Source organism: Streptomyces sp. Y20 (genome assembly GCF_043195475.1).
Taxonomy (GTDB): Bacteria; Actinomycetota; Actinomycetes; order Streptomycetales; family Streptomycetaceae; genus Streptomyces.
Map to the genome: position 1 here is coordinate 650049 of NZ_JBIDDP010000002.1, position 24100 is coordinate 674148.

Below are 24100 nucleotides of genomic sequence, written 5' to 3' on the forward strand. Positions count from 1 at the left end.
ACGGCGGCAGCTCGCACGCCCAGATCACCACACCGATGCCCGCGGGAGAGCCGGGCGGCAGCGCGCGCCGGCGCACCACCGGCCGCCACACCCCCGCCTCCCCGCAGCGACGACCGCACCTGATCGGCGTGGGACACATCAGCGCGACCAGTCCGCCGAAAGGCGGCGTCTTCGGGAGACCCGGCGCGCGGCACCGTCGCCCGTGCGGCGACTTCCGCTCACCGGCCGCCCACCAGCGCCTCCGCCAGCCGCTGCGCGTTCTCGTAGTGCTCCCCGTGCGGCAGGGCGGCCACGGCGTCGATCAACCCGCCCGGCGCGTTGTTCCGCCGCAGCGCCCGGGCCACTTCGCCCGGCTTCGCCGGGAACGCGTGCCGGCTCAAGTGCCGGGCCAGCTCCAGCCTCGTCCGCTCCAGCGACGCCGGGGAGCCCAGGCCGCCCACCGGGCCGCTCCAGACCTCCGGATCGTCGTCCGCGGCCGGTTCGGGGTCGTGCCACTCCTCGACGCGCGTCGGATGTCCGGACCTCAGCAACCCCCTCAGCTCATGCTTCATCTCGTCGTCACGGTGGACGCTCAGCCGGTCACTGCCTCGCTGCATGTCTCCCTCCAGAGGGTCGACGGTCCGCACCGCGTACCCGGATGGGCCCTCGCCTAACAACGGCCGGCGAGAGCGGGACGGAGCGCGCCGAACCGGGCGAGCTGCCACGGTGACCGGCATGCCGACCCCGGTCGAATAACGAATGGATGACTGCTACACCGAAACAACACGCGGTCTTCACAAGGGGCGTTACGGTCAACGCTCCGACGTGCCCTGGGGGGACACATGACCGACCCGTACACCATGCCGCCACAGCCGCCCGTCAGAACGGCACCGAAGTGGGCGCGGAAACGCTACGTCCTGCCCGCCATCGGACTCGCCTTCTTCATCGGCATCGGCGCCGGCGCCGACGGTCAGAACAACGGCGACGGCGTGAAGGCGGCGGCCGCCAAGGTGCGCCCGACCGCCACTGTCACCGCGACCGCCACGGCGACAGCCACGGCCACGGAGACCGCGACGCCCGCACCCGCGCCGACGGTGACGGCGACGAAGACGGTCAAGGTGAAGGTGAGGGTCACCGTCACCGCGCACGCGGCCGCCGTGGATGCGCCAGGCGGCGGTGACGCGTCGGGCGGATCGTCCGGAAGCGACAGTTCGAGCTCCTCGGGTGGTTCCGGCGACGCGTCGAACGGCGCCACCGCTCTCTGCAACGACGGCACCTACTCGTACGCCGCCCACCATCAGGGCGCGTGCTCGCACCACGGGGGCGTAGCGGTCTTCTACCGGTAGGCCGGTGCCGTGCGACAGCCGCGCGGCTACCGCTTGCCCCCGCCCGGCAGGAACTCCTGGACCTTCGCCTTCAGGCCCCGCTTGATCATCGAACTCCGGTCGGCGTCGCCCTTCAGGACCGACTTGGCCGTCGCCTCCATCTGCTCCCAGGTGGCGTGCGGGGGGATCGGCGGTACGGCCGGGTCGGTGAGGAACTCGATCACCGCCGGCCCGTCCGCCTCCAGGGCCGCCCGCCAGCCCGCCTCCACGTCCTCGGCCTTCTCCACGCGGATACCGGTCAGGCCGAGCGAGCGGGCGAACGCCGCGTACTGCACGTCCGGGAGGGACTGCGAGGGCAGGAACGACGGAGCGCCCTCCATCGCGCGCATCTCCCAGGTCACCTGGTTGAGGTCCTGGTTGTTCCACACGGCCACCACCAGCCGCGGATCGGACCAGCGGTCCCGGTACTTCGCCGCCGTGATCATCTCGGCCAGGCCGTTCATCTGCATCGCCCCGTCCCCGACGAGGGCGAACACCGGCCGGTCCGGGTGGGCGAACTTCGCCCCGATCGCGTACGGCACTCCCGGACCCATCGTCGCCAGTGTCCCCGACAGCGAACCCCGCATGCCCGGCCGCATGGTGATGTGCCGCGCGTACCAGTTCGCCACCGACCCGGAGTCCGAGGTCAGGATCGCGTTGTCGGGCAGCAGCGGATCCAGCGCGCGGGCCACGTACTCGGGGTTGATCGGGTCGGCCGGCTGCGCGGCCCGCCGGTCCATCGTCTCGTGCCAGCGCCGCACGTTCGCGCACACCGTGTCGCGCCACTCGCGCCCGCCCCTCTCCGCCTTCAGCAGCGGGATCAGCCGCCGCAGCGTCGACCGGGCGTCGCCGACGAGATTCACCTCGTAGGGGTAGCGCATACCGATCATGTGCGGGTCGATGTCGATCTGCACGCCGCGCGCCTTGCCGAACTCCGGCATGAACTGCGTGTACGGGAACGACGAACCGATCGTCAGCAGCGTGTCGCAGTCCCGCATCATCTCGTACGACGGCCGGCTGCCCAGCAGCCCGATCGGCCCGGTGACGTACGGCAGTTCGTCGCTCAGCACGTCCTTGCCGAGCAGCGCCTTCGCCACCCCGGCACCGAGCAGTTCGGCGATCTCCTGCACCTCCGCGACCGCGCCCGAGGCGCCCTGGCCGATCAGGACGGCGACCTTGTCGCCCGCGTTCAGCACGTCCGCGGCCCGGCGCAGCGCCTCGTCCGCCGGGGTCGCCGTGCAGTCGCTCATGCCCAGGCTGGAGGGCACCATCTTGAACTCGTGCGTCGGCGGCGAGTAGTCCAGCTCCTGCACGTCACCGGGGATGATCAGCGCCGTCGGGCAGCGTCGGGCGTACGCGGTGCGGATCGCGCGGTCGAGCACGTTCGGCAGCTGCTCCGGCACCGTCACCGTCTCCACGAACTCCGAGGCGACGTCCTTGTAGAGCGTGTGCAGGTCGATCTCCTGCTGGTAGGAGCCGCCCATCGCGGTCCGGTCGGTCTGCCCGACGACGGCCAGCACCGGCACATGGTCCAGCTTGGCGTCGTACAGGCCGTTGAGCAGGTGGACGGCGCCGGGCCCCGACGTCGCCGCGCACACGCCGATACGGCCGCTGAACTTGGCGTACCCCACCGCCTCGAAGGCGGACATCTCCTCGTGCCGCGACTGGATGAAACGCGGCCGGTCCTCTGCCCGGCCCCAGGCGGCCAGCAGGCCGTTGATCCCGTCGCCGGGGTAGGCGAAGACCTGCTCCACACCCCAGGCGCGCAGGCGCTCGAGAAGGTGGTCGGCGACCTTGGTGCTCATGGAGAGACCTCCCCGGTGCGAAGCGGACGATCCGGTCAGCGCGGTCCGAGTCACCTGCCCGGGGGGCGGAAAACCTGGGCCGGCCCCCTCCGGCGCGTCCCGTCACCCGCCTGGCCCCGTGTGTCCCGCGAATGGGTCCGGCCGCGCGCGGTACGGCGACGGGCGGGCTGTGATGGCAGCGAGGGCACGATCCGTGCCCCGTACCCGGGCGCCGCACGGCGTTGCCGTCGTACCGGTGCGCCGGCGTACCGCCGTCCGACCGCCCCGCCGCCCGCCGAGGAGCCCCTCCCATGCGCCGCACCGTCCGCACCCTGTCCGTCGCCTTCGCCGCCGGTGCCGCGCTCGCCCTGACCGGGCCGACCGCCGTCGCAGGCTCCGCCGCCGTCCCCCTCTCCGCTCCTTGCGACGCCCTCCCCGGAGCGGCGCAGGACCCGCTCGGCGCCGTCCCACCGGACGGCGCCTGCCCGTCCGCCCCCGGAGGCACCGCCGACGCCTGCGAGGGGGGCGCACCCTGCGCCGGCGCGGTGGGCGCGCTGTGCGAGGAAGGCGGCGCCTGCCAGGAGGACACGCGCTGCCCGCAGGACGAGCTGTGCCCGGAGCGGGCCGCGTGCGGGCCGGGCGAGCAGTGCCACGAGCCCGGCAAGGGCGACACCGGCAAGCAGGACGGGGGTGGCAAGCAGGACGGTGGGGGCAGGGAGGACGCCGGCAAGCAGGACGGCCAGAGGCAGGACGGGGGCGGGGGCAGGCAGGACGGGGGCGGAGGCGGGCAGGACGGGGGCGGAGGCGGGCAGGACGGGGGCGGAGGCGGGCAGGACGGGGGCGGGCGCAAGCAGGACGGCCAGAAGCAGGACGGCCAGAAGCAGGACGGCCAGAAGCAGGACGGCGGAAAGCAGGACGGCCAGAAGCAGGACGGCGGAAAGCAGGACGCCGGCAAGCAGTGCGTCGGCGCGGCGCCATGTGCCGATGGGGGGCACCGGTGCGGGGAGGCCCCCGGCGGGGCCTGCCCGGACGGCCGTCCCGACTGTCGCGAGGCCCACGACGGCGCCGGATGCGCCCCGGCCACCGTCCAGGGCGGGGTGGAGGCGGGGGAGGGCGGCACCTTCGCCGACTCCGTGCCCGCACTCGTCACCGGCGGCGTGTTCATCGCGGCGGCCTGCGTGGGAGCCGGGTACCGGCTGTACGGCCGCAGGCGCTCCGCGCGGGACCGGTCCGCGCAGGTGTGACCCGGGTGACCGCGGCGCCGCCCATGGTGAGCCACCGGGCGGGTACCCACCTTCGCGAGAGCACGGCGACGGAACGAACCGACGGCACACACGACGGCACCCCGGCGGCGGCCCGGCGGCCGGGGGAGCAGCGGGACCCGGACGGACGGCGCGGCCCGGACCGGGCGGCGCGACGGCACGACGGACTGCGCGGAGGCGGACATGCGGCGTACGGATCCCGGCGAGGACCACGGCCCCGTCCGCTACGGCCCGCCCCTCCCCGCCGACGGGCTGCCCGTGCTCCCCGAACTGTCCGCCGTCCTCGCCGCCGCCGCGAGCCGCTCCGACGCCCAGCCCGTCGGCGGCGCCCCCGCCCTGCTGGAGGCGGCCTGCGGCTACTGGACCCGGCGCGGACTGCCCACCGTCCCCGACCAGGTGGCCGCCGGTCCCGGCGCTCCCGCCCTGCTGCTCGCCCTGACCGCCGCGCTCGCCGGTGACGGCGCCGACGTCCTCGTGCCCCGTCCCTGCGCCGCCTGGTGGGCGCCGTACGCCCGGATCCTCGGGCGGCCCGTCCACCACGTGCCGACGACCGCCGAGAGCGGTGGTGTCCCCGACCCGTACGCGCTCCTGGAGACCGTCCGCCGGATCCGCGCCGAGGGCGGTGACCCACGGCTGCTGGTGCTGTCCGTGGCCGACGACCCCACCGCCACCGTCGCCCCGCCCGAACTGCTGCACGAGACCGTGGAGGCCGCCACCGCCGAGGGCCTGCACCTGGTCAGCGACGAGACCTGGCGCGACACCCTGCACGACCCGCACGGGACGGTCCTGCTCAGCCCCGCCGAGATGCGGCCCGACCTGGTCACCGTCGTCACCGACCTGGCCGGCGCCCTGCTGCCCACCGGCTGGCCCGCCGCCGTCGCCCGTTTCCCGGTCACCGGCGCCGGACGGCACCTGCACGCGCGCGTGCTCGACATCCTCACCGCACTGGGCGCCCGCATCGCCGCGCCGGTCGCCGCGGCCGCCGGCTACGCCCTCGACGAGCCCCCGCCCGTCACCGAGCGGCGCGAGGCCACCGTACGGCTGCACGCGCGCGTGGCCGCCGCCGCGTACACGGCGGTGGTCGACGCCGGCGCGCTCGCCCGGCCGCCGCGGGCCGGCCGCCACCTGTACGCCGACCTCGGGCCGCTGCGCGAACCGCTCGCCGCCCAGGACGTGGGGGACGCGCAGGAACTGGAGGACGTCCTCACCGCCCGGCTCGGCATGCCCGCGCCCGGCGGTCACCGCTTCGGCGACGACCTGGGGGCGCTGCGGGTACGGCTCTCCACCGGAGCCCTGCTGGGCGGTACGGCTCAGGAGCGCCTGGAATGCCTCACCTCACCCGCACCCCTGGAACTGCCGCACCTTCACCGCGCGGTGAGCTCCTTGAGGTCGGCCTTCGGCGATCTCCGCGACGACGCTCAGCGACGGGAGTCTCCTCGATGACGCAGACGCACGAGTCCGGTCCGGCCCCGGCGGCCGCACCGGCCGGCACACCCGGCACGCCGGTCCCGCTCGCGCCCCCGTCCCCGCCGCCGGCCGCGCCCCGCCCGCCGGGCGAGCACCGGGTGTGGCCCCGGACCTTCCACGACCGGCTGACCGCCCCGCTGCCCGGCCTCAGGGCCATGGCCCGCTTCGCCCGCGAAGGCGCCGTACGCCCCGGCCCGGACGGCCTCGCCGACCTCCCCCGGCTGCCGTACGAGCCGGCGCCGCTGCCCCGCGTCGACACCCGTACCCTCGCCGTCACCTGGGCGGGGCACGCCAGCTGGATCGTCCGCATCGGCGGGCTCACCGTCCTCACGGACCCCGTCTGGTCCCGCCGCATCCTCGGCACCCCGGCGCGCGTCACCCCGGTCGGCGTGCCCTGGGACTCCCTGCCCCGCGTCGACGCCGTCGTCATCAGCCACAACCACTACGACCACCTCGACGCGCCCACCGTGCGCCGACTCCCGCGTCACACCCCGGTGTTCGTGCCCGCCGGGCTCGGCCGCTGGTTCCGCCGGCGCCGGTTCACCCGCGTCACCGAGCTGGACTGGTGGGAGGGCGACGAACTGTCCGGCGTCCGCTTCGACTTCGTGCCGGCCCACCACTGGTCCAAGCGCACCCTGACCGACACCTGCCGCAGCCTCTGGGGCGGCTGGGTCCTCACCGCCGCCGAAGGACAGCGCCTGTACTTCGCCGGCGACACCGGCTACGGCCACTGGTTCTCCCGCATCGGCCGCCGCTACCCCGGCATCGACCTCGCCCTCATGCCCGTCGGCGCCTACGACCCGCGCTGGTGGCTCAGCGACGTCCACTGCGACCCCGAAGAGGCGGTGCGGGCCACCCTGGACCTGGGCGCCCGCCGTATGGCCCCGATGCACTGGGGCACGTTCGTCCTCTCCGCCGAACCGGTCCTCGAACCCCTCACCCGCACCCGGACCGCCTGGCAGCAGGCCGGCCTGGACCGGGAGGACCTGTGGGACCTGCCGGTGGGGGCCTCCAGGGTGCTGGACTGACGCGGTGTCAGGGCCCGGCACCTCCGGCGGGGAACTACCGCACCCGCCGTACCACCCCCGGCACGGCGCTGACCAGGACGGTCAGTGCGATCGCCGCGACGACGCCCTCCCACGGCTCGCTGAACAGCGAGCCGCCCAGAATGCCGATCACCTGATAGGTCACCGCCCAGGCCAGGCACGCGGGCAGGTTGCCGCGGCTGAACCTCCGCAGCGGCCACTCGGCCAGCAGACAGGCCAGCATCACCGGTATTCGCCCGGCCGGGACGAGCCGCGACAGCACCAGAACCGCCACTCCGTGCCCGGCCAGCTTCTCCTGGGCCTGCTCGAGCCGTTCCTGCGGTGCCCGCGACCGGATCGCCTTCAGCCACCGCGACCCGTTCTTCGACCGCAGTCCGCGCCGGCCCAGCCAGTACAGCGCCGCGTCCCCCAGGAACGCGGCCAGCGACGCCGTCAGGAACACCAGCAGCAGCGAGAAGGGCGCCGTCCGGTGGAAGGCCACCACCGCCGCCGCGCTCACCAGGGCCCCGGTCGGCACCACCGGCACCAGCGCCCCGATCAGCACGAGCAGGAACAGCGACGGATAGCCCAGCGCCTGCCGCGTCGGGTCGGGCACGGTCGACGTCATGGCGGTGGCGAGCACCGCGGCGGACGGCCATCTCACCGGGCGGCCTCCAGCCGCACACTCTCCCCGTGCCCGAGCCGGTGCACCGCCACCCGGGGCGCGGCCTCGGCCGCCAGCCGCACGAACTCGTCGCCCGGAGCGTGGAACTCGTGCGGGCGCACCGCGTCCATGCCGATCGGCCAGTACGTGCCGTAGTGCACCGGGACCGCGGCCCGCGGCGCCAGCCGGGCCAGCGCCCGCGCCGCCCGTCCCGCGTCCAGATGCCCCTCCCCGAGGTACGGCCCCCAGCCGCCCACCGGCAGCAACGCCACGTCCACGGGCCCCACCTGCTCGGCCATCGCGTCGAACAGCCCCGTGTCCCCGGCGAAGTAGGTCCGCGCCTCGCCCTCGACGACGTAGCCCAGCGCGGGGGAGCGGTGCGGTCCCACCGGCAGCCGCCGCCCGTCGTGCAGCGCCGGCACCACCCGTATCAGCAGCCCGCCGGCGCGCACCTCGTCACCGGGCGCCACTTCCGTGATCCGCAGCTGCCGCAGCCGGCGCAGACCCGGTACCGCCCGTGGTGCGCCCCGGGGCACGAGCAGGCGCGTGCCCGGTTCCAGGCAGGCCAGCGACGGCACATGCAGATGGTCGGCGTGCAGGTGGGAGACGAGCACCACGTCCGCGCGACGGGCTCCGGCGGGCGGTACGGCACCCCTGCGGCGCCGCAGATGCGCCAGCCGCCGGGCGAACAGGGGATCGGTGAGCACCCGTGTGTCCGCGTCCTGCACCGTACAGGTGGCGTGACCCCACCAGGTGATCTCCACCGGCACCTCCTTGGCCTCCTTCACGCGACTCCCCGAAGCCTACGGGCAGGAGTAGGGTCGGCGGCGAAACCCGGAGGTGAGGGGTAGGCGATGGGACAGCTGCTGGGTTGCTTCGGCGCGTTCACGCCGGTGCGGGTGACCGCCATCGCCAGCCTGACACCTCTGGAAGAGCTGGAGGCCGACCCCTTCCTGGTGGATTCGCGCAGTCAGCACGCGATGTGCGCCCACTGGGCCGCCGAGCACGGCTACGTCATCGCCCGGGAACTCCTCGTCGGCGGGCTGCGGTTCGACCACGGCGCGCTGTGGGACGGGGTCCGGCCCGGCGTGGACCTCTTCGTGGCCCCCAGCCTGCGGGTGCTGCGGCGGGCCCTGTCGTCGGTGGACGAGTTCACCGCCGAGTGCGCCCGCCGGGGCGTGCGCGTGGAGACCGTCGGGCGGGCCGAGCCGTCGTACGACGCGCAGGCGAAGGCACGGGTGCACCGGCGGCTGTCGATGCCCACGGCCGGCTACGACGGACGGTGACCCCCGCGGGCCCCTCCCGGGCCCGGTCGGCCCATATGACAGGGTGGAGCCGGCCCGGTAGGTGGAGCGGGCCGGGACGTGAGGGGTACGGGGCGTGCGGGGCCTACGAGACGTACGGTGGCGGCGGACCGCCGGTCAGATCGGGCGGAGCATCGCCGTGTGGGCGGTCTCCACGGCCACCATGCTGGCCCTGGCCGGCCTCCTGCCCGACTTCCGGCTCCAGTCCCCCGACGGAGACAGCGCCACCCGCATCGCCGTGACCGCCGCGTGCGGCGCCGGCGCGTTCGGGGTGCTCTCCGCCGTGCTCTGGCCGCTCCTCGTCCGGCTCCTGCTGCTCGTCCCCGCCCTCGTCCTCGGCCTGCTCGTCTTCTTCCTCAACGGCTCCCTGCTGCTGCTCGCCCTGTACATCAGCCCCTCCGGCCGGGCGGAGGCCGCGCCCGAGACCGCCGTCATCGTGGCCGCCGTGATGTCCGCCGTCGCCTCCGCCACCGGAGCGGCCCTCACCGTCCGCGACGACGAGCCCTACCGGCGGCGCCTGCTCCGCCTCGCCACCCGCGACCGCCGGGTCTCGCCACCGTGCCCGAGCACCCCCGGGCTGGTCTGTGTGCAGCTCGACGGCGTCGGGCACGACGTCCTCGTGGACGCGGTCCGGGGCGGCCTGATGCCGACGGTCGCCCGCTGGCTGTCCCCGCAGGACGGCATACCCCCGGCCGCCGCCGGCACGGAGCGGGCAGAGGGCGCACGGCCCACCCACCGCCTCACTCCCTGGCGCACCGACTGGTCCAGCCAGACCGGCGCCAGCCAGCTCGGCATCCTGCACGGCAGCACCTTCGACGTGCCGGCCTTCCGCTGGTACGAGAAGGACCGGGGCGAGGTGATGGTGTGCAACCGCCCGACCAGCGCCGCCGAGCTGCAACGCCGGGCCGTCCTGCGCACCGGTGACGACGGGCTGCTCGCCGTCGACGGCGCCAGCCGCGGCAACCTCTTCAGCGGCGGCGCGGGTGAACAGGCCCTCGTGCTGTCGATCGCGATCCGCCGCCGAGGCCGGGAGAACCGTTCCCGCGCCGGGTACTTCGCCTACTTCGGTGACCCCGCCAACGCCGTCCGCACCGCGCTCAGCTTCGTCGCGGAGGTGGCGCGTGAGATCGGCGAGTCGACCCGGGCCCGTATCCGCCGACAGCGCCCGCGGGTCGGCCGGGGCGGCCTCTACCCGTTCATCCGCGCGTTCGCCACCGTCATCGAGCGGGACGTCGTGGTCGCCGCGGTCATGGGCGACATGCTCGCCGGCCGCAGCGCCGTCTACGCCGACCTCGTCGCCTACGACGAGGTCGCCCACCACTCCGGCCCGCGCAGCCGCGACGCCGAGAAGGTCCTCCAGCGCCTCGACCGGTCCCTCGCCCTCATCGAACGCGTCGCCGAACACGCCCCGCGCCCCTACCGGATCGTCGTCCTGTCCGACCACGGACAGAGCCCCGGCGAGACCTTCCGCGCACGGTACGGCCTCACCCTCGACGACCTCGTCCGGGCCGGCTGCGGACTGCCCGTGTCCCGCCGCGCGGAACGCACCCGCAGCGGCGCCGAGGCCCGCGCCACCGTCCGAGCGGCACTGCGCCGGCCCGAGCGGCACGGGGGCGAGCACCACGGCCCGGACCGCGCGTTCGAACCGCTCGTGCTCGCCTCCGGCAACCTCGGCCTGGTCTCCTTCCCGGACGTCCCGCACCGCATGACCAAAGAGGAGATCGACGCCCGCCACCCCGCGCTGCTCACCACCCTCGCCAACCACCCCGGCGTCGGTTTCCTCCTGGTGCGCAGCGCGGAGCACGACGGCGTGGTGCTCGGCGCCGACGGCGCCGAGACACCGCTGGCCCGGCTCGACGACGAGCCCGGCCCGCTGGCCCCCTTCGGCCCCGGTGCCGCCGACGCCGTCCGCCGCACGCACTCCTTCCCGCACACCGCGGACATCATGGTGAACTCCGCCTACGATCCCGCCGACGGCGAGGTCCTCGCCTTCGAGGAGCAGATCGGTTCCCACGGCGGCCTCGGCGGTGCCCAGTCCCGCCCGTTCCTGCTCTTCCCGCCGGAGCTGTCCGCACCGGTCGAGGACGGCGGGGAGCCGGCCGGCGCGGAGCACGTCCACCGTGTACTGCGCCGCTGGCTGCGCGAACTGGACGGACCGCAGGTGCCGCTCATCGCCGCCGCCGAGGAGGAGCAGGCCGCCTGAGCCCGCCGCTCGCCGCCCGATGTCCCTTCCGTCCGGGCCGCGTGGCCGTCCGCAGCGTGCGACGAGCCCGGATGTGATCGGATAGGACCACGGGGAACCCCGTACGCGACACTCGCGAAAGGAACCATCGTGGCAACCACGCGCACCGCGCACACCGTCTGGGAAGGCAACCTGCTCGAGGGCAACGGCGTCGTCACCTTCGACTCCTCCGGCATCGGCCAGCAGCCGGTGTCGTGGCCCTCGCGCGCCGAACAGGCGAACGGCAGGACCAGCCCCGAGGAGCTGATCGCCGCCGCCCACTCCAGCTGCTTCTCCATGGCCCTCTCGCACGGCCTGGCCGGCGCCGGTACCCCGCCCACCCGGCTGGAGACCAAGGCCGACGTCACCTTCCAGCCGGGCGAGGGCATCACCGGCATCCACCTCACCGTGCGCGGCGAGGTGCCGGGCGTGGACGCGGAGGGCTTCGCCTCCGCCGCCGAGGACGCCAAGAAGAACTGCCCGGTCAGCCAGGCCCTGACCGGCACGACCATCACCCTGACGGCCGAGCTGGCCTGACGCTCGTCCGTCCCCGGATGCCGCGCCCCGGTGGGGGCGCGGCATCGCGGTTCCCGGGCGGGGGCGCCCAGCCGTCCCGCTCAGCCGTGGGCGGCCGGCAGGGTGGCGCACACCGCGTCCAGGACGCCGGCGTAGGGGGTGCCGTCCTCGGCCAGCCGCGCGCGCAGCCGCTCCAGGCCGTCGCGGTACTCGGTCAGCACGCTGGTGTCGCCGGTCCGCGCGGCGAGCTCCAGCACCGCGGGCAGGAAGTCGGGCGGTCGCCCGCCGTCGCACTCCAGGCCGTGCCGGCGGTAGAGGCTCTCGAAGCGGTCCAGTGCCGCGCGCCGTGGGGTGGGGCCGTCGCGCCACCGGCTCAGGTACAGGCCGTGCCGGTGCCCGGCGGCGAAGACCCGCTGGTAGTGGGCGGCCAGCTCCCGGGCGGGGGTGACGGCCGCGTGGTCGGTGAACCCGCGCAGCTGCGGGGCGGCCTCGCGCAGCAGCGGCAGACGGGCGATGAGGTCCTCGTCCGGATAGGTCAGACACAGGGCCGCCGCCTGGTGGAGCACCGCGTCCGAGGGCATCAGGGCTCCCGCACCGGACCGCCCGGGCCGCACGGGCCGGGTACGCAAGGTACGGCCGGGCCCGGCCGGAGGGGACGGCCGGCGGCGAGCGGGGCCGCGCCGGGGTTCCCGGGCGGTGTCTGCGTGTCGGTCACATGCGCTCCCTCGGTCCGCCCCCGCACTCAGAACCTAGGGCCGCGTCCTGGAACGCACCCGTCACCGGACCCGTACGGGTCACACCGGACGGGCCCGCGGGCTCAGAGACGGTCGCGGTACTCCCGCAGTAGCTCCCGGGTGCGACGGGCGGACCCGGCCCGGGCCGTCATGTGGTCCAGCACCTCCAGGTGCGTGGCGACCTCGCGGCGCGAGTCCAGGTAGAGCGCTCCGGTCAGGTACTCGGTGAACACCATGTCCGGCAGTTCCGGCTCGGCGAACCGGAACAGTGTGAACGGCGCGTACGTCCCCGGGTGGGGGCCCGCCGCGAACTCGGCGATCTGGAGCGTGACGCGGTCCCGTTCGCCGTACTCCAGCAGCCGGTCCAGCTGGTCCCGCATCACCTGGGGCCGGGCGCTCACCGGGCGCCTGAGCACCGTCTCGTCCATGATCACCCACAGGTGGGGCGGGTCGTCCCGCTCCAGCAGCCGCTGCCGTTCCATGCGCAGCGACACATGCCGCTCGATCGTCTGCGGCGAGGTCTGCCCGATCGTCCCGGCCTCCAGGACGGCGCGCGCGTATGCCTCGGTCTGGAGCAGACCGGGCACGAAGTGCGGCTCGTAGGAGCGGATGATCCGGGCGGCGCCCTCCAGGCTGACGTACAGGCTGAACCAGTCCGGCAGCACGTCGTGGAAGCGCTGCCACCAGCCCGGCTGGTTCGCCTCCTCGGCGAGCCGCACGAACGCATCGGTCTCCTCCCCGGACACCCCGTAGGTGGACAGCAGCACCTGCACGTAGGGGATCTTCAGCGCGACCTCGGCCATCTCCATCCGCCGTACGGTCGCCGACGCCACCCTCAGGACGCGGGCGGCCTCCTCACGGCTGAGCCCCGCCGCCTCGCGCAGTTCCTGCAGCCGTTTGCCGAGCACCACCTGACCCACCGTGGGCGCAGCCCGCCGCTCACTCACGCCACGCCCCTCCCCTGCACATCGACGTACGCGGGCAGCAGTCTGTCATGTGCCGCCGTCCCGTACCCTTCCCCGGGGCGGCCGGCTGCCGGGAGGACGGCTCAACCGACCAGGGTGTGCAGGTACTTGGCGGTCGCCGGATCCGCCGGCAGGAACGTCTCGATGGCGAGTTCGGCGACCGTCACGTCCATCGGCGTGTTGAACGTCGAGATCGAGGACACGAACGACAGGATCCGGCCGCCGTGCTCGATGCGCAGGGGCAGCGCGAAGTACGGGACGCGTTCGGCCGGTTCGGCCCCGGGCGGCTCCTCGGGCACCGGGTAGGCCGCCACCTCCTCGTACAGGGCGCGGAGCCGGTCCGAGCGGTGCAGGGCGATCTCCCGCTCCATCTGCGCCAGCAGGTGCCCGCGCCACTCGCGCAGGTTCCGGATGCGCGGCGCCAGCCCCTCGGGGTGCAGGGTCAGCCGCATCGCGTTCGGCGCCGGCGCCGTCAGCTCCTCCGGCACGCCCTCCAGCAGCATCGCGATGCCCCGGTTCGCGGCGACGACCGTGTACCCGGCGTCGACCACCAGCGCGGGGTAGGGCTCGTAACCCCGGATGAGGCGTTCCATGCCGTCGCGCAGCGCGTCCAGCGCCGGGTCGTCCAGCGGGGTCTCCGGATAGCGCGGGGCGTAACCGGCCGCCAGCAGCAGGGAGTTGCGCTCCCGCACCGGCACGTCCAGTCGCTCGGCCAGCCGCAGCACCATCTCCTCGCTCGGCCGGGACCTTCCGGTCTCGATGAAGCTGATGTGCCGGGCGGAGGAGTCGGCGCGCAGCGCCAGCTCCAGCTGGGAGATCCGCCGCCGCTCGCGCCAGGCGCGCAGCAACGGCCCGACCCCCTTGCCCGGGAGGGCGGCGGCGGAGGCGGTGGGGCTCGACGCGACGATCGTCATACCGCCGACCCTAGTCGAGGACGACGGAGGGCATCGAGTGGCGGACGCGCCGGGCCCGACGCGTCGCCGTACCGGCGACCCCGCCCCCGTGGCACGCTGGACCGCCGGACCCGTGTCCGGCACACCGCACCTCACGAAGGGAGCCCCGGCCATGGCCGTGGAACCGCTGTCGCAGCAGGAGATCGAGGACCGGCTCGCCGAGCTGCCCGGCTGGTCGGCCGAGGGCGACCGGCTGACCCGCTCCTACCGGCTCCCCTCGCATGTCGCGGCGGCGGTGCTGGTCGTGCACATCGCCGCCGTCCAGGACGAGCTGGACCACCACTCGGACCTCACCCTCGGCTACGACACCGTGTCCCTCGCCGTGCACACCCACAGCGCGGGCGGCGCCGTGACCGCGAAGGACTTCGCTCTCGCCCGCAGGGTGGAGGACATCGCGCCGGGCCACGGAGCACACTGAGCGATGTGCTGGACTACGAGAAGGAAGCCGGCCGTTACGACGCACTGCGCGGTGGCGAGGCCCGCGCCGCGGCTGCCGCGGAGGCCGTCCTCGGCCTGATACCGGGCGGCCCGGGCCGCCTCCTCGACATCGCCTGCGGCACCGGGATCGTGACCCGGCGGTTCGCCGCCGTCCGTCCGGAACTGCGGGTGACCGGCGCGGATCGCACGCCGGCCATGGTGCGCAGGGCCGCGGCCCGGCTGCCCGGCGCGATCGTCCGGGCCGACGGCCGCCGGCTGCCCTTCCGCGCCGGCACCTTCGACGCCGTCGTCACCGTCTGGCTGCTGCACCTGCTGCACGACCCGGAGGACGTGCGGGCGGTGGTCGCCGAGTGCGCGCGGGTGCTGCGGCCCGGCGGGGTGTACGTCACCACCGTGGACAAGGCCGCCGCGCACGACGTCGGCAGCGACATCGACGCCGTCCTCGCCGCCCGCCCGCGCCACCCCGCCGCGGACGCGTCCGGCGTCGTGACGGCCCACGCCGCCCGGCACGGGTTCCGGCCGGCCGGCCGCACCGCGTTCCGCGGCGCGGGACAGGGCCGCAGCCCCCGGAGCACCATCGCCGACCTGCGCCGCGGCTGGTTCACCCTGCTGCCGCCGGGCGAGCCGCGCACCGAGGAGTTCGCCGCACGCCTGGCCGGACTCCCGGACCAGGACCGCCCGCGCCCCGACCCGCGCTTCGCCCTACTGGCCTTCCGGAAACCGTCGGCCCACGAACGACCCGGCGACTTCCCTGTGGGCGACGGAAATTGACGGACCGGGGCGGCCCCGGGAAGAGGGTGGACGCCACGGGGGATCGTGGCGCGTTCGGGGGCGTGCGGACGCGCGGACCGGGCGGCCACCTGTGCGGGTGGTGGCCGCCCGGCCGGGTGGCCCCGTCGTCCGGTGACGGGGCCGTGCACGCGGAGCGTCAGCGGGGACTATTCGAGCAGCTCCGCGTACGAGCCCATGGCCATGGCGATGTCCGCCTGGGCCCAGAACCGGTGGTACGTGAACACGGGCGCGGCGCCGCCCTTGAGGTAGGCCTCGACCTTGGACCAGTTCGGGTCGCTCTTGTAGAAGGACCGCAGCGAGGCGAACGTGGACGAGGAGTTGATCGCGTCGCCGTTCGGCATGGTGCCGGTCCAGCCGCTCGGCACGTACACGCTGTCGTTGAACCGGCTGTAGTCGCTGCGGGTCTCGGGGACGGCGATGCCCAGGCTGTCCTGGTGGTTGTTCCACATACCGTCCAGCAGCGCCTTCGCCGTGGACTTGGCGGTCGCGTCACCGGACTTGGCGGCGTAGTACGTCAGGGTCTTGGCGTACGCGGCGGCCACGCCGACGTCCTCGGTGTAGTCGGCGACCGTCGCGTGCAGCCCGCTGTTGGAGCCGGGGCTCGACGCGTTCCAGGTGTCGGGCTGCCCCGACCACTGGAGGGTGGAGGGGATCTTGAAGGTGCCGTCCGGGTTGACCGTGGTCTTGGACAGCGCCCACTTCACCCACTTGTCGAGTACCGCCTTCGCCTGGGCGTTCCCGGTCTGCTGGTAGTACTCGGCGACCCGTTCCATCGACCACGCCTGGAAGCCGAACCACTGGTTGGACGGCGGGTCGTGGTAGACGGGCGCCTCGTCGTAGTACATGCCGTAGAAGGTGGACGTGCCCGCCGGCGGGGTGGCGTACCGGCCCTGCCAGCTGTTGGTCGCGCCGCCCGCGATCGCGCCCTCGGACGACTGGAGCCACTGGTAGAACTCCAGCTGCCGCTGGAGCGACTTGCCCCAGTCGGACGCGCCGGTCGCCGACTTGGGCTTCAGGTCGGCGTAGGAGCTGAGCGCGTACGCGGCCAGGGGGTTCTGGTAACCGCCGTGGACATGGCTGGAGCCGATCCGCCAGGCCCAGCCGGCGCCGGTGTCGTTGGCGCCGCCCCAGGCGTAGTACCAGGACAGCAGGTAGTGCGAGGCGTCCTTGCCGGTGCCGGCGGCGCAGGACGAGGGTCCGACGCAGTTGCCGATCTTCTTGAAGTACTTGTCGTACATCGCGTACCGCAGGTAGTCGCCCATCTTCGCGGCCTTGGACACGGTCGTGGAGACGTCACCGCCCTTGCCCTGCGCCTTCGCCCACACGTCCGCCCAGTACGCGGCCTGCACGGCGCGCGCGTCCGCGTCCGGGGCGTCGGTGTACTTCCACTGCTTGGCGTAGGAGGAGTCGCCGGTGAACAGGTCCAGGTAGCCGTTCTTCCCGCCGTACTTGAAGGCGTCGCAGGTCGGCTGCGGCACCGTCTCCCAGACGGACTCCTGCGGCCCGCGCTGGAAGGTGTTGATGTACGACGGTCCGGTGGCCGAAGGCCCGGCCTCGCACTTGCCGGGCTCGTCACCGTAGCCGTAGACGTTGTCCACGTCCTCGATCCAGTGCATCCCGTAGACGTCGTCCGTGCCGTACGCGCTCTTCAGCTCGCCGGCTATCGGGTCCGTGCCCACCGGCACGGACGTGTCGAGCTTCGCCGGGTACTCGTTCGGCGTGTCCGACTCGGGTGCGTACGTCGCCGGCTTGGAGGCGTTGTAGAAGGAGTTCGTCGGCTGGTCGGCGTGGGTGGGGATCATGTACTTCTCCATGACGTCCCACGCGCCGTTGAACTTCGACCAGTCACCGGTGACCTTGCCGTACATCGCCTGGAGCCACAGCAGGTAGCTGTACGCCTCCGACGTGCTCTCATGGCCCTGGTCCGGGGCCTCCACGATCAGTGTCTCCACCGAGTGGTACGGGATGCCCTCGGGGGAGAAGTAGCCGTTCGCCGGGTTGGTGATCTTTCCGTACAGGTCCAGGAAGCGGGCGTCGTACGCCTTCGACGCGGGCAGCTCCGTGACCGTGACCGTCGCCTTGGTGTGCCCGGTGGCCGACGCGGTGAAGGTCGCCCCGCCGGTGCCGGAGGAGTCCGCCGTGATGGTCACCGGCTGCGCGGTGTTCCAGTTCGACGGGGTGAAGGTCAGTGAGGAACCGGCCGTCACGGACAGGCCCGTGTTGCCGTCGGTACGGGCCGTGCTCACCGTCACGTTCGCGCTCGGCTGCGTCGACAGCTTCACCGAGAACGTACCCGACTTGCCCTGCTGCACGCCCAGTTGGGAGGGCGAGGCGACCACGGCGGGACCGGAGGCGACCGTGATGCCCACGGGGGTGGACGCGGCGGACGCGCCCAGGCTGTCGTACGCCTTCGCCACCAGCGAATGGCTGCCCGCGGCCAGGCCGGAGACCGGGAGCGAGTAGGGCGCGCTCGTGTCCGTGCCCAGCAGCGTGGTGTCGTCGTAGAACTCCACCTTGCTGATCGTCGCGTTGTCGGCCGCCGCCGCGGTCGCCGCGAGCGGCACCGCCTCGCCCTGGGTGTAGACCGCGCCCGCGCTCGGGCTGGTCAGCACGGTCACCGGCGGCTGGTGGGCGCCGGTGCAGGTGGTGCCGTTGACCGCGAAGGACGTGGGGGCGGTGTTGGTGCCGCTGTAGGTGAACTGGGCGCCGGTGGTGACGGCGGTGCCCGCGGCGACGGTGCCGTTGTAGGAGGCGTTCTTCACGGTGACCGTCTGGCCGGACTGGGACCACGTGCCGTTCCAGCCGTTGGACAGCTTCTGGTTGCCCGTGTAGCCGTAGGTCAGCGTCCAGCCGTCGAGGGCGGCGGTGCCACGGTTGGTGAGGGTGAGCTCGGCGGTGAAGCCGGAGCCCCAGTCGTTGGTCTTGTAGTCGACGCTGCACTGCACGGTGGCCGCGTGCGCGGTCCCCGTGCCGGTGGCGAGCATCGACAGCGGCAGGGCGAACGCGGCGGCGACCGCGGTCCACAACCGCCGCCCGGCTCTGCTCTTGCGTCCGGGATCCATGGTGCTGGTTCCTCCTTGCGGCGTGCGGCTCGGGGAGAGTCAAGGCTTGAACCAGTGGGAGCGCTCCCATAGTGGGGATGCGGACGGGGGCGGTCAAGATGCTTGAAGAGTCGAAAAGATTCGACAGGACCGGTCGTAGAAAAGTCGAGCAACTCCCCTGGGCACAGACGCGAGTTGGCGCTACCTTCCATCGCACCAGTGGGAGCGATTCCGTTCAGTCGACGCGTCCGTCACGGCGCGCCAAACTGCAAGGAGTCGCTCATGCGACACCCCCCGCGTTCAGTACTTTTAGCCGCCTCCGGTGCGATCGCGCTCGTCACGAGCGTCGTCGTCCCGGTGGTGTCGGCCCAGGGAGCCACGCCCGCGTGCTCGGTGGAGTACTCCGTCACCAGCCAGTGGGACAACGGCTTCCAGGGGTCGGTGAGGATCACCAACAACCGTGCCGCGCTGAGCGGCTGGAAGCTCACCTTCGACCTCGCCGGCGGGCAGAAGGTCACCCAGGGCTGGAACGCCTCATGGTCCCAGTCCGGCACCACCGTGACCGCGGCCAGCGAGAGCTGGAACGGCGGGCTCGGCACCGGCGCGAGCGTCAGCGCAGGGTTCCTCGCCTCCTGGTCGGGGAGCAACGCCACCCCCACCGTGTTCCAGCTCAACGGCACGACCTGCAACGTGGACACCGAACCGACCCCACCCCCCACGACCCCGCCACCGACGACGCCACCCCCGTCCGGCGGCACCGCGCCCGCACTGCGCGTCTCCGGCAGCGATCTCGTGGACGCGGACGGCAGGACCCGCCGTCTGCTCGGCGTCAACCGGTCCGGCGGCGAGTTCATGTGCGTGCAGGGCTACGGCATCTGGGACGGCCCCGTGGACGACGCGGCCGTCAAGGCGATCGCCGGCTGGAAGGCGAACGCGGTCCGCATCCCGCTCAACGAGGAGTGCTGGCTGGGTCTCGCCAACGTCAAACCCGAGTACGCCGGCGCCAACTACATCACCGCCGTGAAGGAGCTGGTGGCCCGCGTCGAGGCGCACGGCATGACGCCGATCCTGGACCTGCACTGGACCTACGGCCAATACACCGGGAACTCGGCGGGCTGCTCCGACGTGCACGCCACCTGCCAGAAGCCGATGCCCGACATGCGGTACAGCCCGTCGTTCTGGGCGTCGGTGGCGAACACCTTCAAGGACGACCGGGCCGCCGTGTTCGACCTGTTCAACGAGCCGTACCCGGACCGGGCGACCAGCACCGCCACGGACGCCTGGACATGCTGGCGGGACGGGGGCACCTGCCCCGGGATCTCCTACGAGGTAGCGGGCATGCAGGACCTGGTCGACAGCGTCCGCGGCACCGGAGCCGAGAACGTCATCATGGCCGGCGGTCTGGCCTACTCCAACGATCTCAGTCAGTGGACGGCGTACCGGCCCACCGACCCGGCCGGCAATCTCGCCGCCGCCTACCACGTCTACAACTTCAACACCTGCTCGACCGAGAGCTGCTGGAACTCCACGCTCGCCCCGGTGGCGGCCCGAGTGCCGCTGATCGCCGGGGAGATCGGTGAGAACACCTGCTCACACGGGTTCGTCGACCAGGTCATGAAGTGGTTCGACGACCGCGACCTGTCCTACCTGGGCTGGACCTGGAACACCTGGGACTGCTCCTCCGGGCCGTCCCTCATCTCCGCCTACGACGGCACACCCACCGCCTACGGCGCCGGGCTGCGTGACCACCTGCGCGCCCTCAACCCGTAAGCACCCGCACCCGCACACCACGGAAGAAGGAAACCCGCACCCATGAGCCGTACCCGAACAACACTGCTGGTGGCCCTCGGCCTGCTCGCCGGAGCCTCCGGGACGGCGTTCGCCGCCCTGCCGGCCGGTTCCGCCGACACCGCCGCCGCCGTGCCCTGCACGGTCGACTACAAGATCCAGAACCAGTGGGACACCGGCTTCACCGCGGCCGTGACCGTCACCAACAACGCCGCCGCCAAGTCCAGCTGGGCGGTGAAGTGGTCGTACGGCGGCACCCAGAAGGTCACCAGCGGCTGGAACGCCAAGCTGACCCAGAGCGGCACCGCGGTCACCGCGGCCAACGAGAGCTACAACGGCTCGCTCGCGACCGGCGGTTCCGTCAGCTTCGGCTTCAACGGCACCTACAGCGGCACCAACGCCGTCCCCGCCACCTTCACGCTCGACGGCGTGACCTGCAACGTCGACGGCGGCACCGGTGGCGGCACCGGTGGCGGCACGGGGGGCGGCACCGGCGGGGACACCGGTGGCAGCACGGGCGGCGGTACCGGCGGCGACACCGGTGGCAGCACCGGCGGGGACACCGGCGGCAGTACGGGCGGCGGAGGGGGTGGCGGGGACACCGGCAGCCGCGCCGACAACCCCTACACCGGCGCCAAGGTCTACGTGAACCCGGAGTGGTCCGCCAGGGCCGCCGCGGAACCGGGCGGCAGCCGCGTCGCCAACCAGCCCACCGCGGTGTGGCTCGACCGGATCGCCACCATCAACGGGGTCAGCGGCAGCATGGGCCTGCGCGCCCATCTGGACGAGGCCCTGAAGCAGAAGGGCTCCGGCAACCTCGTCGTCCAGCTGGTCATCTACGACCTGCCCGGCCGCGACTGCGCCGCCCTCGCCTCCAACGGCGAACTCGGTCCGAACGACATCGACAAGTACAAGTCGCAGTACATCGACCCGATCGCGTCCATCCTGGCCGACGCCAAGTACGCGGGGCTGCGCATCGCCACCGTCATCGAACCCGACTCGTTGCCCAACCTCACCACCAACGCCGGCGGCACCGCCGGCAGCACCGACGCCTGCGCGACCATGAAGGCCAACGGCAACTACGAGAAGGGCGTCAGCTACGCCCTGGACAAGCTGGGCGCCATCCCGAACGTCTACAACTACATCGACGCCGGCCACCACGGCTGGCTGGGCTGGGACACCAACCTCGGTCCCGCCGCGCAGGAGTTCTACAAGGTCGCCACGACCAACGGCGCCAGCGTGAACGACGTCACCGGCTTCATCGTCAACACCGCCAACTACAGCGCCACCAAGGAGCCGTACTTCAAGGTCACCGACAGCGTGAACGGGCAGACCGTGCGCCAGTCGAAGTGGGTGGACTGGAACCAGTACGTGGACGAGCAGTCCTTCGCCCAGGGGTTGCGGGACAAGCTCGTCTCGGTCGGCTTCAACTCCGGTCTCGGCATGCTGATCGACACCTCCCGCAACGGCTGGGGCGGCGCCGCCCGGCCCACCAAGTCCGGCCCGCTGACCTCCGTGGACGACTACGTCAACGGCAGCCGCATCGACCGGCGCATCCACGTCGGCAACTGGTGCAACCAGAGCGGTGCCGGTCTCGGTGAGCGGCCGACCGCGGCCCCCGCGCCCGGGATCGACGCCTACGTGTGGGTGAAGCCCCCGGGGGAGTCGGACGGCGCCAGCTCCGCCATCGACAACGACGAAGGCAAGGGTTTCGACCGGATGTGCGACCCCACCTACGGCGGCAACGGCCGCAACGGCAACAACCCCTCGGGCGCGCTGCCCAACGCGCCGCTGGCCGGGCACTGGTTCTCCGCCCAGTTCCAGCAGCTGATGCAGAACGCCTACCCGGCGCTTCCCTAGGGCCTGACGTTCGGATCATGCCCGGCTCGCGGGCCCTGGCAGACGCTTCCTGATCCGGCCTGATTCGAACGAAAGATCCTAGCCGGGTGAAAATCCGCCGGGATCCGGTCTCATCGGCCGGGCCCCGGCGGCGCACCCGTTTTTTGCCGTACCGGCAACGCGGGTGGCCCTCGTCCGGTGTGCCGTCGCACGCTGACCGCACCCGGAAGAGAGGCTGACCACCATGGCGCACGACCACCACGACCACCACGACCGCCAGGACCACCACGGCACCGCCCATCAGCACGGCCACGGCCACGGGCACGGCACGGACCTCGACTGGAACGAGCTGGGCCCCCTGCTGGAGACACAGGCGGAGCTGTTCACCCCCGTGTACGAGCAGGCCATGGCGTGGCTCGCGGAAGAGGTGGCCGAGCCGGGCCTGATCGTGGACGCGGGCAGTGGCCCCGGAGTCGTCTCCTGCCTGTTCGCCGAGGCGTTCCCCGGCGCCCGGGTCGTCGCCGTCGACGGCGCCGCACCGCTGCTGGAGCGCGCCCGGGCCCGGGCCGCCCGCCAGGGCGTCGCCGGCCGCTTCGGCACCCTCGCCGGTGAACTGCCCGGCGTACTCGACGAGCTGGACCGGCCGGCCGGCCTGCTCTGGGCCAGCCGCAGCCTGCACCACCTCGGCGACCAGCGTGCCGGGCTCACGGCGTTCGCCGGGCGGCTCGCCCCCGGCGGCACGCTGGCCCTGCTCGAGGGGGGCCTGCCTTCACGCTTCCTGCCCCGGGACATCGGCATCGGCCGTCCCGGACTGCAGGCGCGCCTGGACGCGCTGGAGGAGGAGTGGTTCGCGCGGATGCGTGCCGACCTGCCGGGTTCGGCCGCCGAGACCGAGGACTGGCCCGCCCTGCTGAGGGCCGCCGGCCTCGGGCGCACCCGTACCCGCACCTTCCTGCTCGACCTGCCCGCCCCGGCCGCCGGCCGGACGCGCGCCTACGTCGCCGCGCACCTGTCCCGGCTGCGCGACGGCGTCGGTGACGCCCTCGACGCCGGGGACCGGGCCACCCTCGACCGGCTGCTCGACCCGGCCGACCCGGCGGGCGTGCACCTGCGGCCGGACCTGTTCGTCCTGAGCGCCTGCACGGTGCACGCCGGCGTACGGCCCGTCTGACACCCCGTCACCGGCGGGTGGTGTCAGTTGTTCGACAGGAACTGCTGGGCCAGCTGGTTGCCGAGGGTGACCGCGGCGCTGTGGCTCTCGATGGGGGAGACCTTGGAGTTCTTGAACAGGATGTAGGTCACGCCCGAGTCGGCGCCGCCGGTGGCCGGGTCGGGGTCGATGCCGAGCGCCTTGGCGGTGGCGTACGACGCCTCGCCGATGATCTTCGTGGGGCCGGTGTCGCCGACGACGGCGTACTCGACCTTGTTGTTGTAGATGACGGCGACCACGCCGCCGCCCTTGATGCCGGCGTTGGAGTAGTTCCAGATGCCGCTGGTGCTGGGCACGACGACGTACGGCAGTGTCTCCGCCTTCAGCGGTTTGCCGTCGGACTGGTGGAAGGCGGTGTCGTCCTGGTACCAGGGGTCGCGGTCCTCGTTGCAGTTGGTGGTGCGCTGGCCGTCGCAGTCGATGTCCAGGTCGGCCTTCCAGAACACCGCGCCGTTCTTGCCGCACACGGGAACGGTGGCCGACGTCTCCTCGTCGGTCTGGTACTTGCCGTTGGAGACCTGTGAACAGGACGTCACCTTCGAGAGCAGGTCGGCGGCGCTGACCGTGCCCTCCTGTGCCGACCTGGGCGTGGGGGCGGCGGAGGCGTGCGCGGGCAGGAGTCCGGCGGCGAGCAGAGCGGTGCCGGAGGCCGCGGCCAGGGTCAGGGAGCGTAGGCGCATGGGAGGGACCCTTCTGTTAGGAAAGTTTCCTTACCAGACGCCCTCCACCGTGCCCGGGCGCCATGCCCGCGTCA

Annotated in this window: 21 protein-coding genes; 12 read left to right on the forward strand and 9 right to left on the reverse strand. The window is 73.2% G+C overall.

Annotated features, from left to right (window positions below):
• Nucleotides 1-218: 218 nt before the first annotated feature.
• Nucleotides 219-596: a DUF2795 domain-containing protein gene (locus ACGFT1_RS07825; protein ID WP_373908134.1), complete on the reverse strand. Its 378-nt coding sequence runs from the start codon at nucleotides 594-596 to the stop codon at nucleotides 219-221.
• A 225-nt stretch (nucleotides 597-821) separates the two neighbouring features.
• Between ACGFT1_RS07825 and ACGFT1_RS07830 the strand changes: the two genes are divergently transcribed.
• A complete protein-coding gene (locus ACGFT1_RS07830) occupies nucleotides 822-1325 on the forward strand; it encodes a DUF3761 domain-containing protein (RefSeq protein WP_373908135.1) in 504 nt (167 codons plus the stop codon).
• Between the two features lie 26 nt (nucleotides 1326-1351).
• Here the strand turns inward: ACGFT1_RS07830 and ACGFT1_RS07835 are convergent, their stop codons facing one another.
• Nucleotides 1352-3148, reverse strand: coding sequence for a thiamine pyrophosphate-requiring protein (locus tag ACGFT1_RS07835; RefSeq protein WP_373908136.1), 1797 nt, complete (start codon nucleotides 3146-3148; stop codon nucleotides 1352-1354).
• A gap of 290 nt (nucleotides 3149-3438) precedes the next feature.
• On the opposite strand from ACGFT1_RS07835, the gene ACGFT1_RS07840 reads away from it, so the two are divergent.
• From ACGFT1_RS07840 to ACGFT1_RS07850, 3 genes are all read left to right on the forward strand, one after another.
• Nucleotides 3439-4371 (forward strand): hypothetical protein, encoded by a 933-nt coding sequence (locus ACGFT1_RS07840; protein WP_373908137.1) that lies wholly within the window; start codon nucleotides 3439-3441, stop codon nucleotides 4369-4371.
• Between the two features lie 201 nt (nucleotides 4372-4572).
• Nucleotides 4573-5832, forward strand: coding sequence for an aminotransferase class I/II-fold pyridoxal phosphate-dependent enzyme (locus ACGFT1_RS07845; RefSeq protein ID WP_373908138.1), 1260 nt, complete (start codon nucleotides 4573-4575; stop codon nucleotides 5830-5832).
• The gene (locus ACGFT1_RS07850) at nucleotides 5829-6884 is read left to right on the forward strand and encodes an MBL fold metallo-hydrolase (RefSeq protein ID WP_373908139.1); all 1056 of its coding nucleotides are present in this window, start codon (nucleotides 5829-5831) and stop codon (nucleotides 6882-6884) included. Before ACGFT1_RS07845 ends, ACGFT1_RS07850 begins: the two co-directional genes overlap by 4 nt.
• A 34-nt stretch (nucleotides 6885-6918) precedes the next feature.
• On the opposite strand, the gene ACGFT1_RS07855 is transcribed toward ACGFT1_RS07850, so the two are convergent.
• Entirely contained in the window at nucleotides 6919-7509 is a 591-nt protein-coding gene (locus tag ACGFT1_RS07855; protein ID WP_373908245.1) for a DedA family protein, read from the reverse strand.
• 32 nt (nucleotides 7510-7541) lie between these two features.
• Nucleotides 7542-8315, reverse strand: a complete 774-nt coding sequence (locus ACGFT1_RS07860) for an MBL fold metallo-hydrolase (RefSeq protein WP_373908246.1) — start codon at nucleotides 8313-8315, stop codon at nucleotides 7542-7544.
• Nucleotides 8316-8399: 84 nt separating this feature from the next.
• Here ACGFT1_RS07860 and ACGFT1_RS07865 point away from each other — a divergent pair, with 84 nt between their 5' ends.
• From ACGFT1_RS07865 to ACGFT1_RS07875, 3 genes are all read left to right on the forward strand, one after another.
• The gene (locus ACGFT1_RS07865; protein ID WP_373908140.1) at nucleotides 8400-8831 is read left to right on the forward strand and encodes a hypothetical protein; all 432 of its coding nucleotides are present in this window, start codon (nucleotides 8400-8402) and stop codon (nucleotides 8829-8831) included.
• Between the two features lie 94 nt (nucleotides 8832-8925).
• Nucleotides 8926-11052: a phage holin family protein gene (locus tag ACGFT1_RS07870; protein ID WP_373908141.1), complete on the forward strand. Its 2127-nt coding sequence runs from the start codon at nucleotides 8926-8928 to the stop codon at nucleotides 11050-11052.
• Between the two features lie 129 nt (nucleotides 11053-11181).
• A complete protein-coding gene (locus ACGFT1_RS07875) occupies nucleotides 11182-11607 on the forward strand; it encodes an OsmC family protein (protein WP_356825008.1) in 426 nt (141 codons plus the stop codon).
• Between the two features lie 80 nt (nucleotides 11608-11687).
• Here ACGFT1_RS07875 and ACGFT1_RS07880 read toward each other — a convergent pair whose 3' ends face one another.
• The 3 genes from ACGFT1_RS07880 to ACGFT1_RS07890 form a co-directional block, all read right to left on the reverse strand.
• The gene (locus tag ACGFT1_RS07880; RefSeq protein ID WP_373908142.1) at nucleotides 11688-12167 is read right to left on the reverse strand and encodes a nitrate reductase molybdenum cofactor assembly chaperone; all 480 of its coding nucleotides are present in this window, start codon (nucleotides 12165-12167) and stop codon (nucleotides 11688-11690) included.
• 236 nt (nucleotides 12168-12403) lie between these two features.
• A complete protein-coding gene (locus ACGFT1_RS07885) occupies nucleotides 12404-13267 on the reverse strand; it encodes a helix-turn-helix domain-containing protein (protein ID WP_373908143.1) in 864 nt (287 codons plus the stop codon).
• 101 nt (nucleotides 13268-13368) lie between these two features.
• On the reverse strand, nucleotides 13369-14199 hold the full coding sequence (locus ACGFT1_RS07890) for a helix-turn-helix domain-containing protein (protein ID WP_373908144.1): 831 nt from the start codon (nucleotides 14197-14199) through the stop codon (nucleotides 13369-13371).
• A 151-nt stretch (nucleotides 14200-14350) separates the two neighbouring features.
• On the opposite strand from ACGFT1_RS07890, the gene ACGFT1_RS07895 reads away from it, so the two are divergent.
• Both ACGFT1_RS07895 and ACGFT1_RS07900 read left to right on the forward strand, forming a co-directional pair.
• Nucleotides 14351-14656: a 4a-hydroxytetrahydrobiopterin dehydratase gene (locus ACGFT1_RS07895; RefSeq protein WP_373908145.1), complete on the forward strand. Its 306-nt coding sequence runs from the start codon at nucleotides 14351-14353 to the stop codon at nucleotides 14654-14656.
• Nucleotides 14657-14661: 5 nt separating this feature from the next.
• On the forward strand, nucleotides 14662-15447 hold the full coding sequence (locus tag ACGFT1_RS07900) for a methyltransferase domain-containing protein (RefSeq protein WP_373908146.1): 786 nt from the start codon (nucleotides 14662-14664) through the stop codon (nucleotides 15445-15447).
• 167 nt (nucleotides 15448-15614) lie between these two features.
• Here the strand turns inward: ACGFT1_RS07900 and ACGFT1_RS07905 are convergent, their stop codons facing one another.
• Nucleotides 15615-18530, reverse strand: a complete 2916-nt coding sequence (locus tag ACGFT1_RS07905) for a glycoside hydrolase family 48 protein (protein ID WP_373908147.1) — start codon at nucleotides 18528-18530, stop codon at nucleotides 15615-15617.
• A gap of 261 nt (nucleotides 18531-18791) precedes the next feature.
• Between ACGFT1_RS07905 and ACGFT1_RS07910 the strand changes: the two genes are divergently transcribed.
• The 3 genes from ACGFT1_RS07910 (at nucleotide 18792) to ACGFT1_RS07920 (ending at nucleotide 23307) form a co-directional block, all read left to right on the forward strand.
• Complete coding sequence (locus ACGFT1_RS07910; RefSeq protein WP_373908148.1) at nucleotides 18792-20279, forward strand: cellulose binding domain-containing protein; 1488 nt, start codon at nucleotides 18792-18794, stop codon at nucleotides 20277-20279.
• A 42-nt stretch (nucleotides 20280-20321) separates the two neighbouring features.
• Nucleotides 20322-22157, forward strand: a complete 1836-nt coding sequence (locus ACGFT1_RS07915) for a glycoside hydrolase family 6 protein (RefSeq protein WP_373908149.1) — start codon at nucleotides 20322-20324, stop codon at nucleotides 22155-22157.
• Between the two features lie 223 nt (nucleotides 22158-22380).
• The gene (locus ACGFT1_RS07920) at nucleotides 22381-23307 is read left to right on the forward strand and encodes a trans-aconitate 2-methyltransferase (protein ID WP_373908150.1); all 927 of its coding nucleotides are present in this window, start codon (nucleotides 22381-22383) and stop codon (nucleotides 23305-23307) included.
• Between the two features lie 23 nt (nucleotides 23308-23330).
• Here the strand turns inward: ACGFT1_RS07920 and ACGFT1_RS07925 are convergent, their stop codons facing one another.
• Nucleotides 23331-24026: a glycoside hydrolase family 75 protein gene (locus ACGFT1_RS07925; RefSeq protein WP_373908151.1), complete on the reverse strand. Its 696-nt coding sequence runs from the start codon at nucleotides 24024-24026 to the stop codon at nucleotides 23331-23333.
• Between the last annotated feature and the right edge of the window lie 74 nt (nucleotides 24027-24100).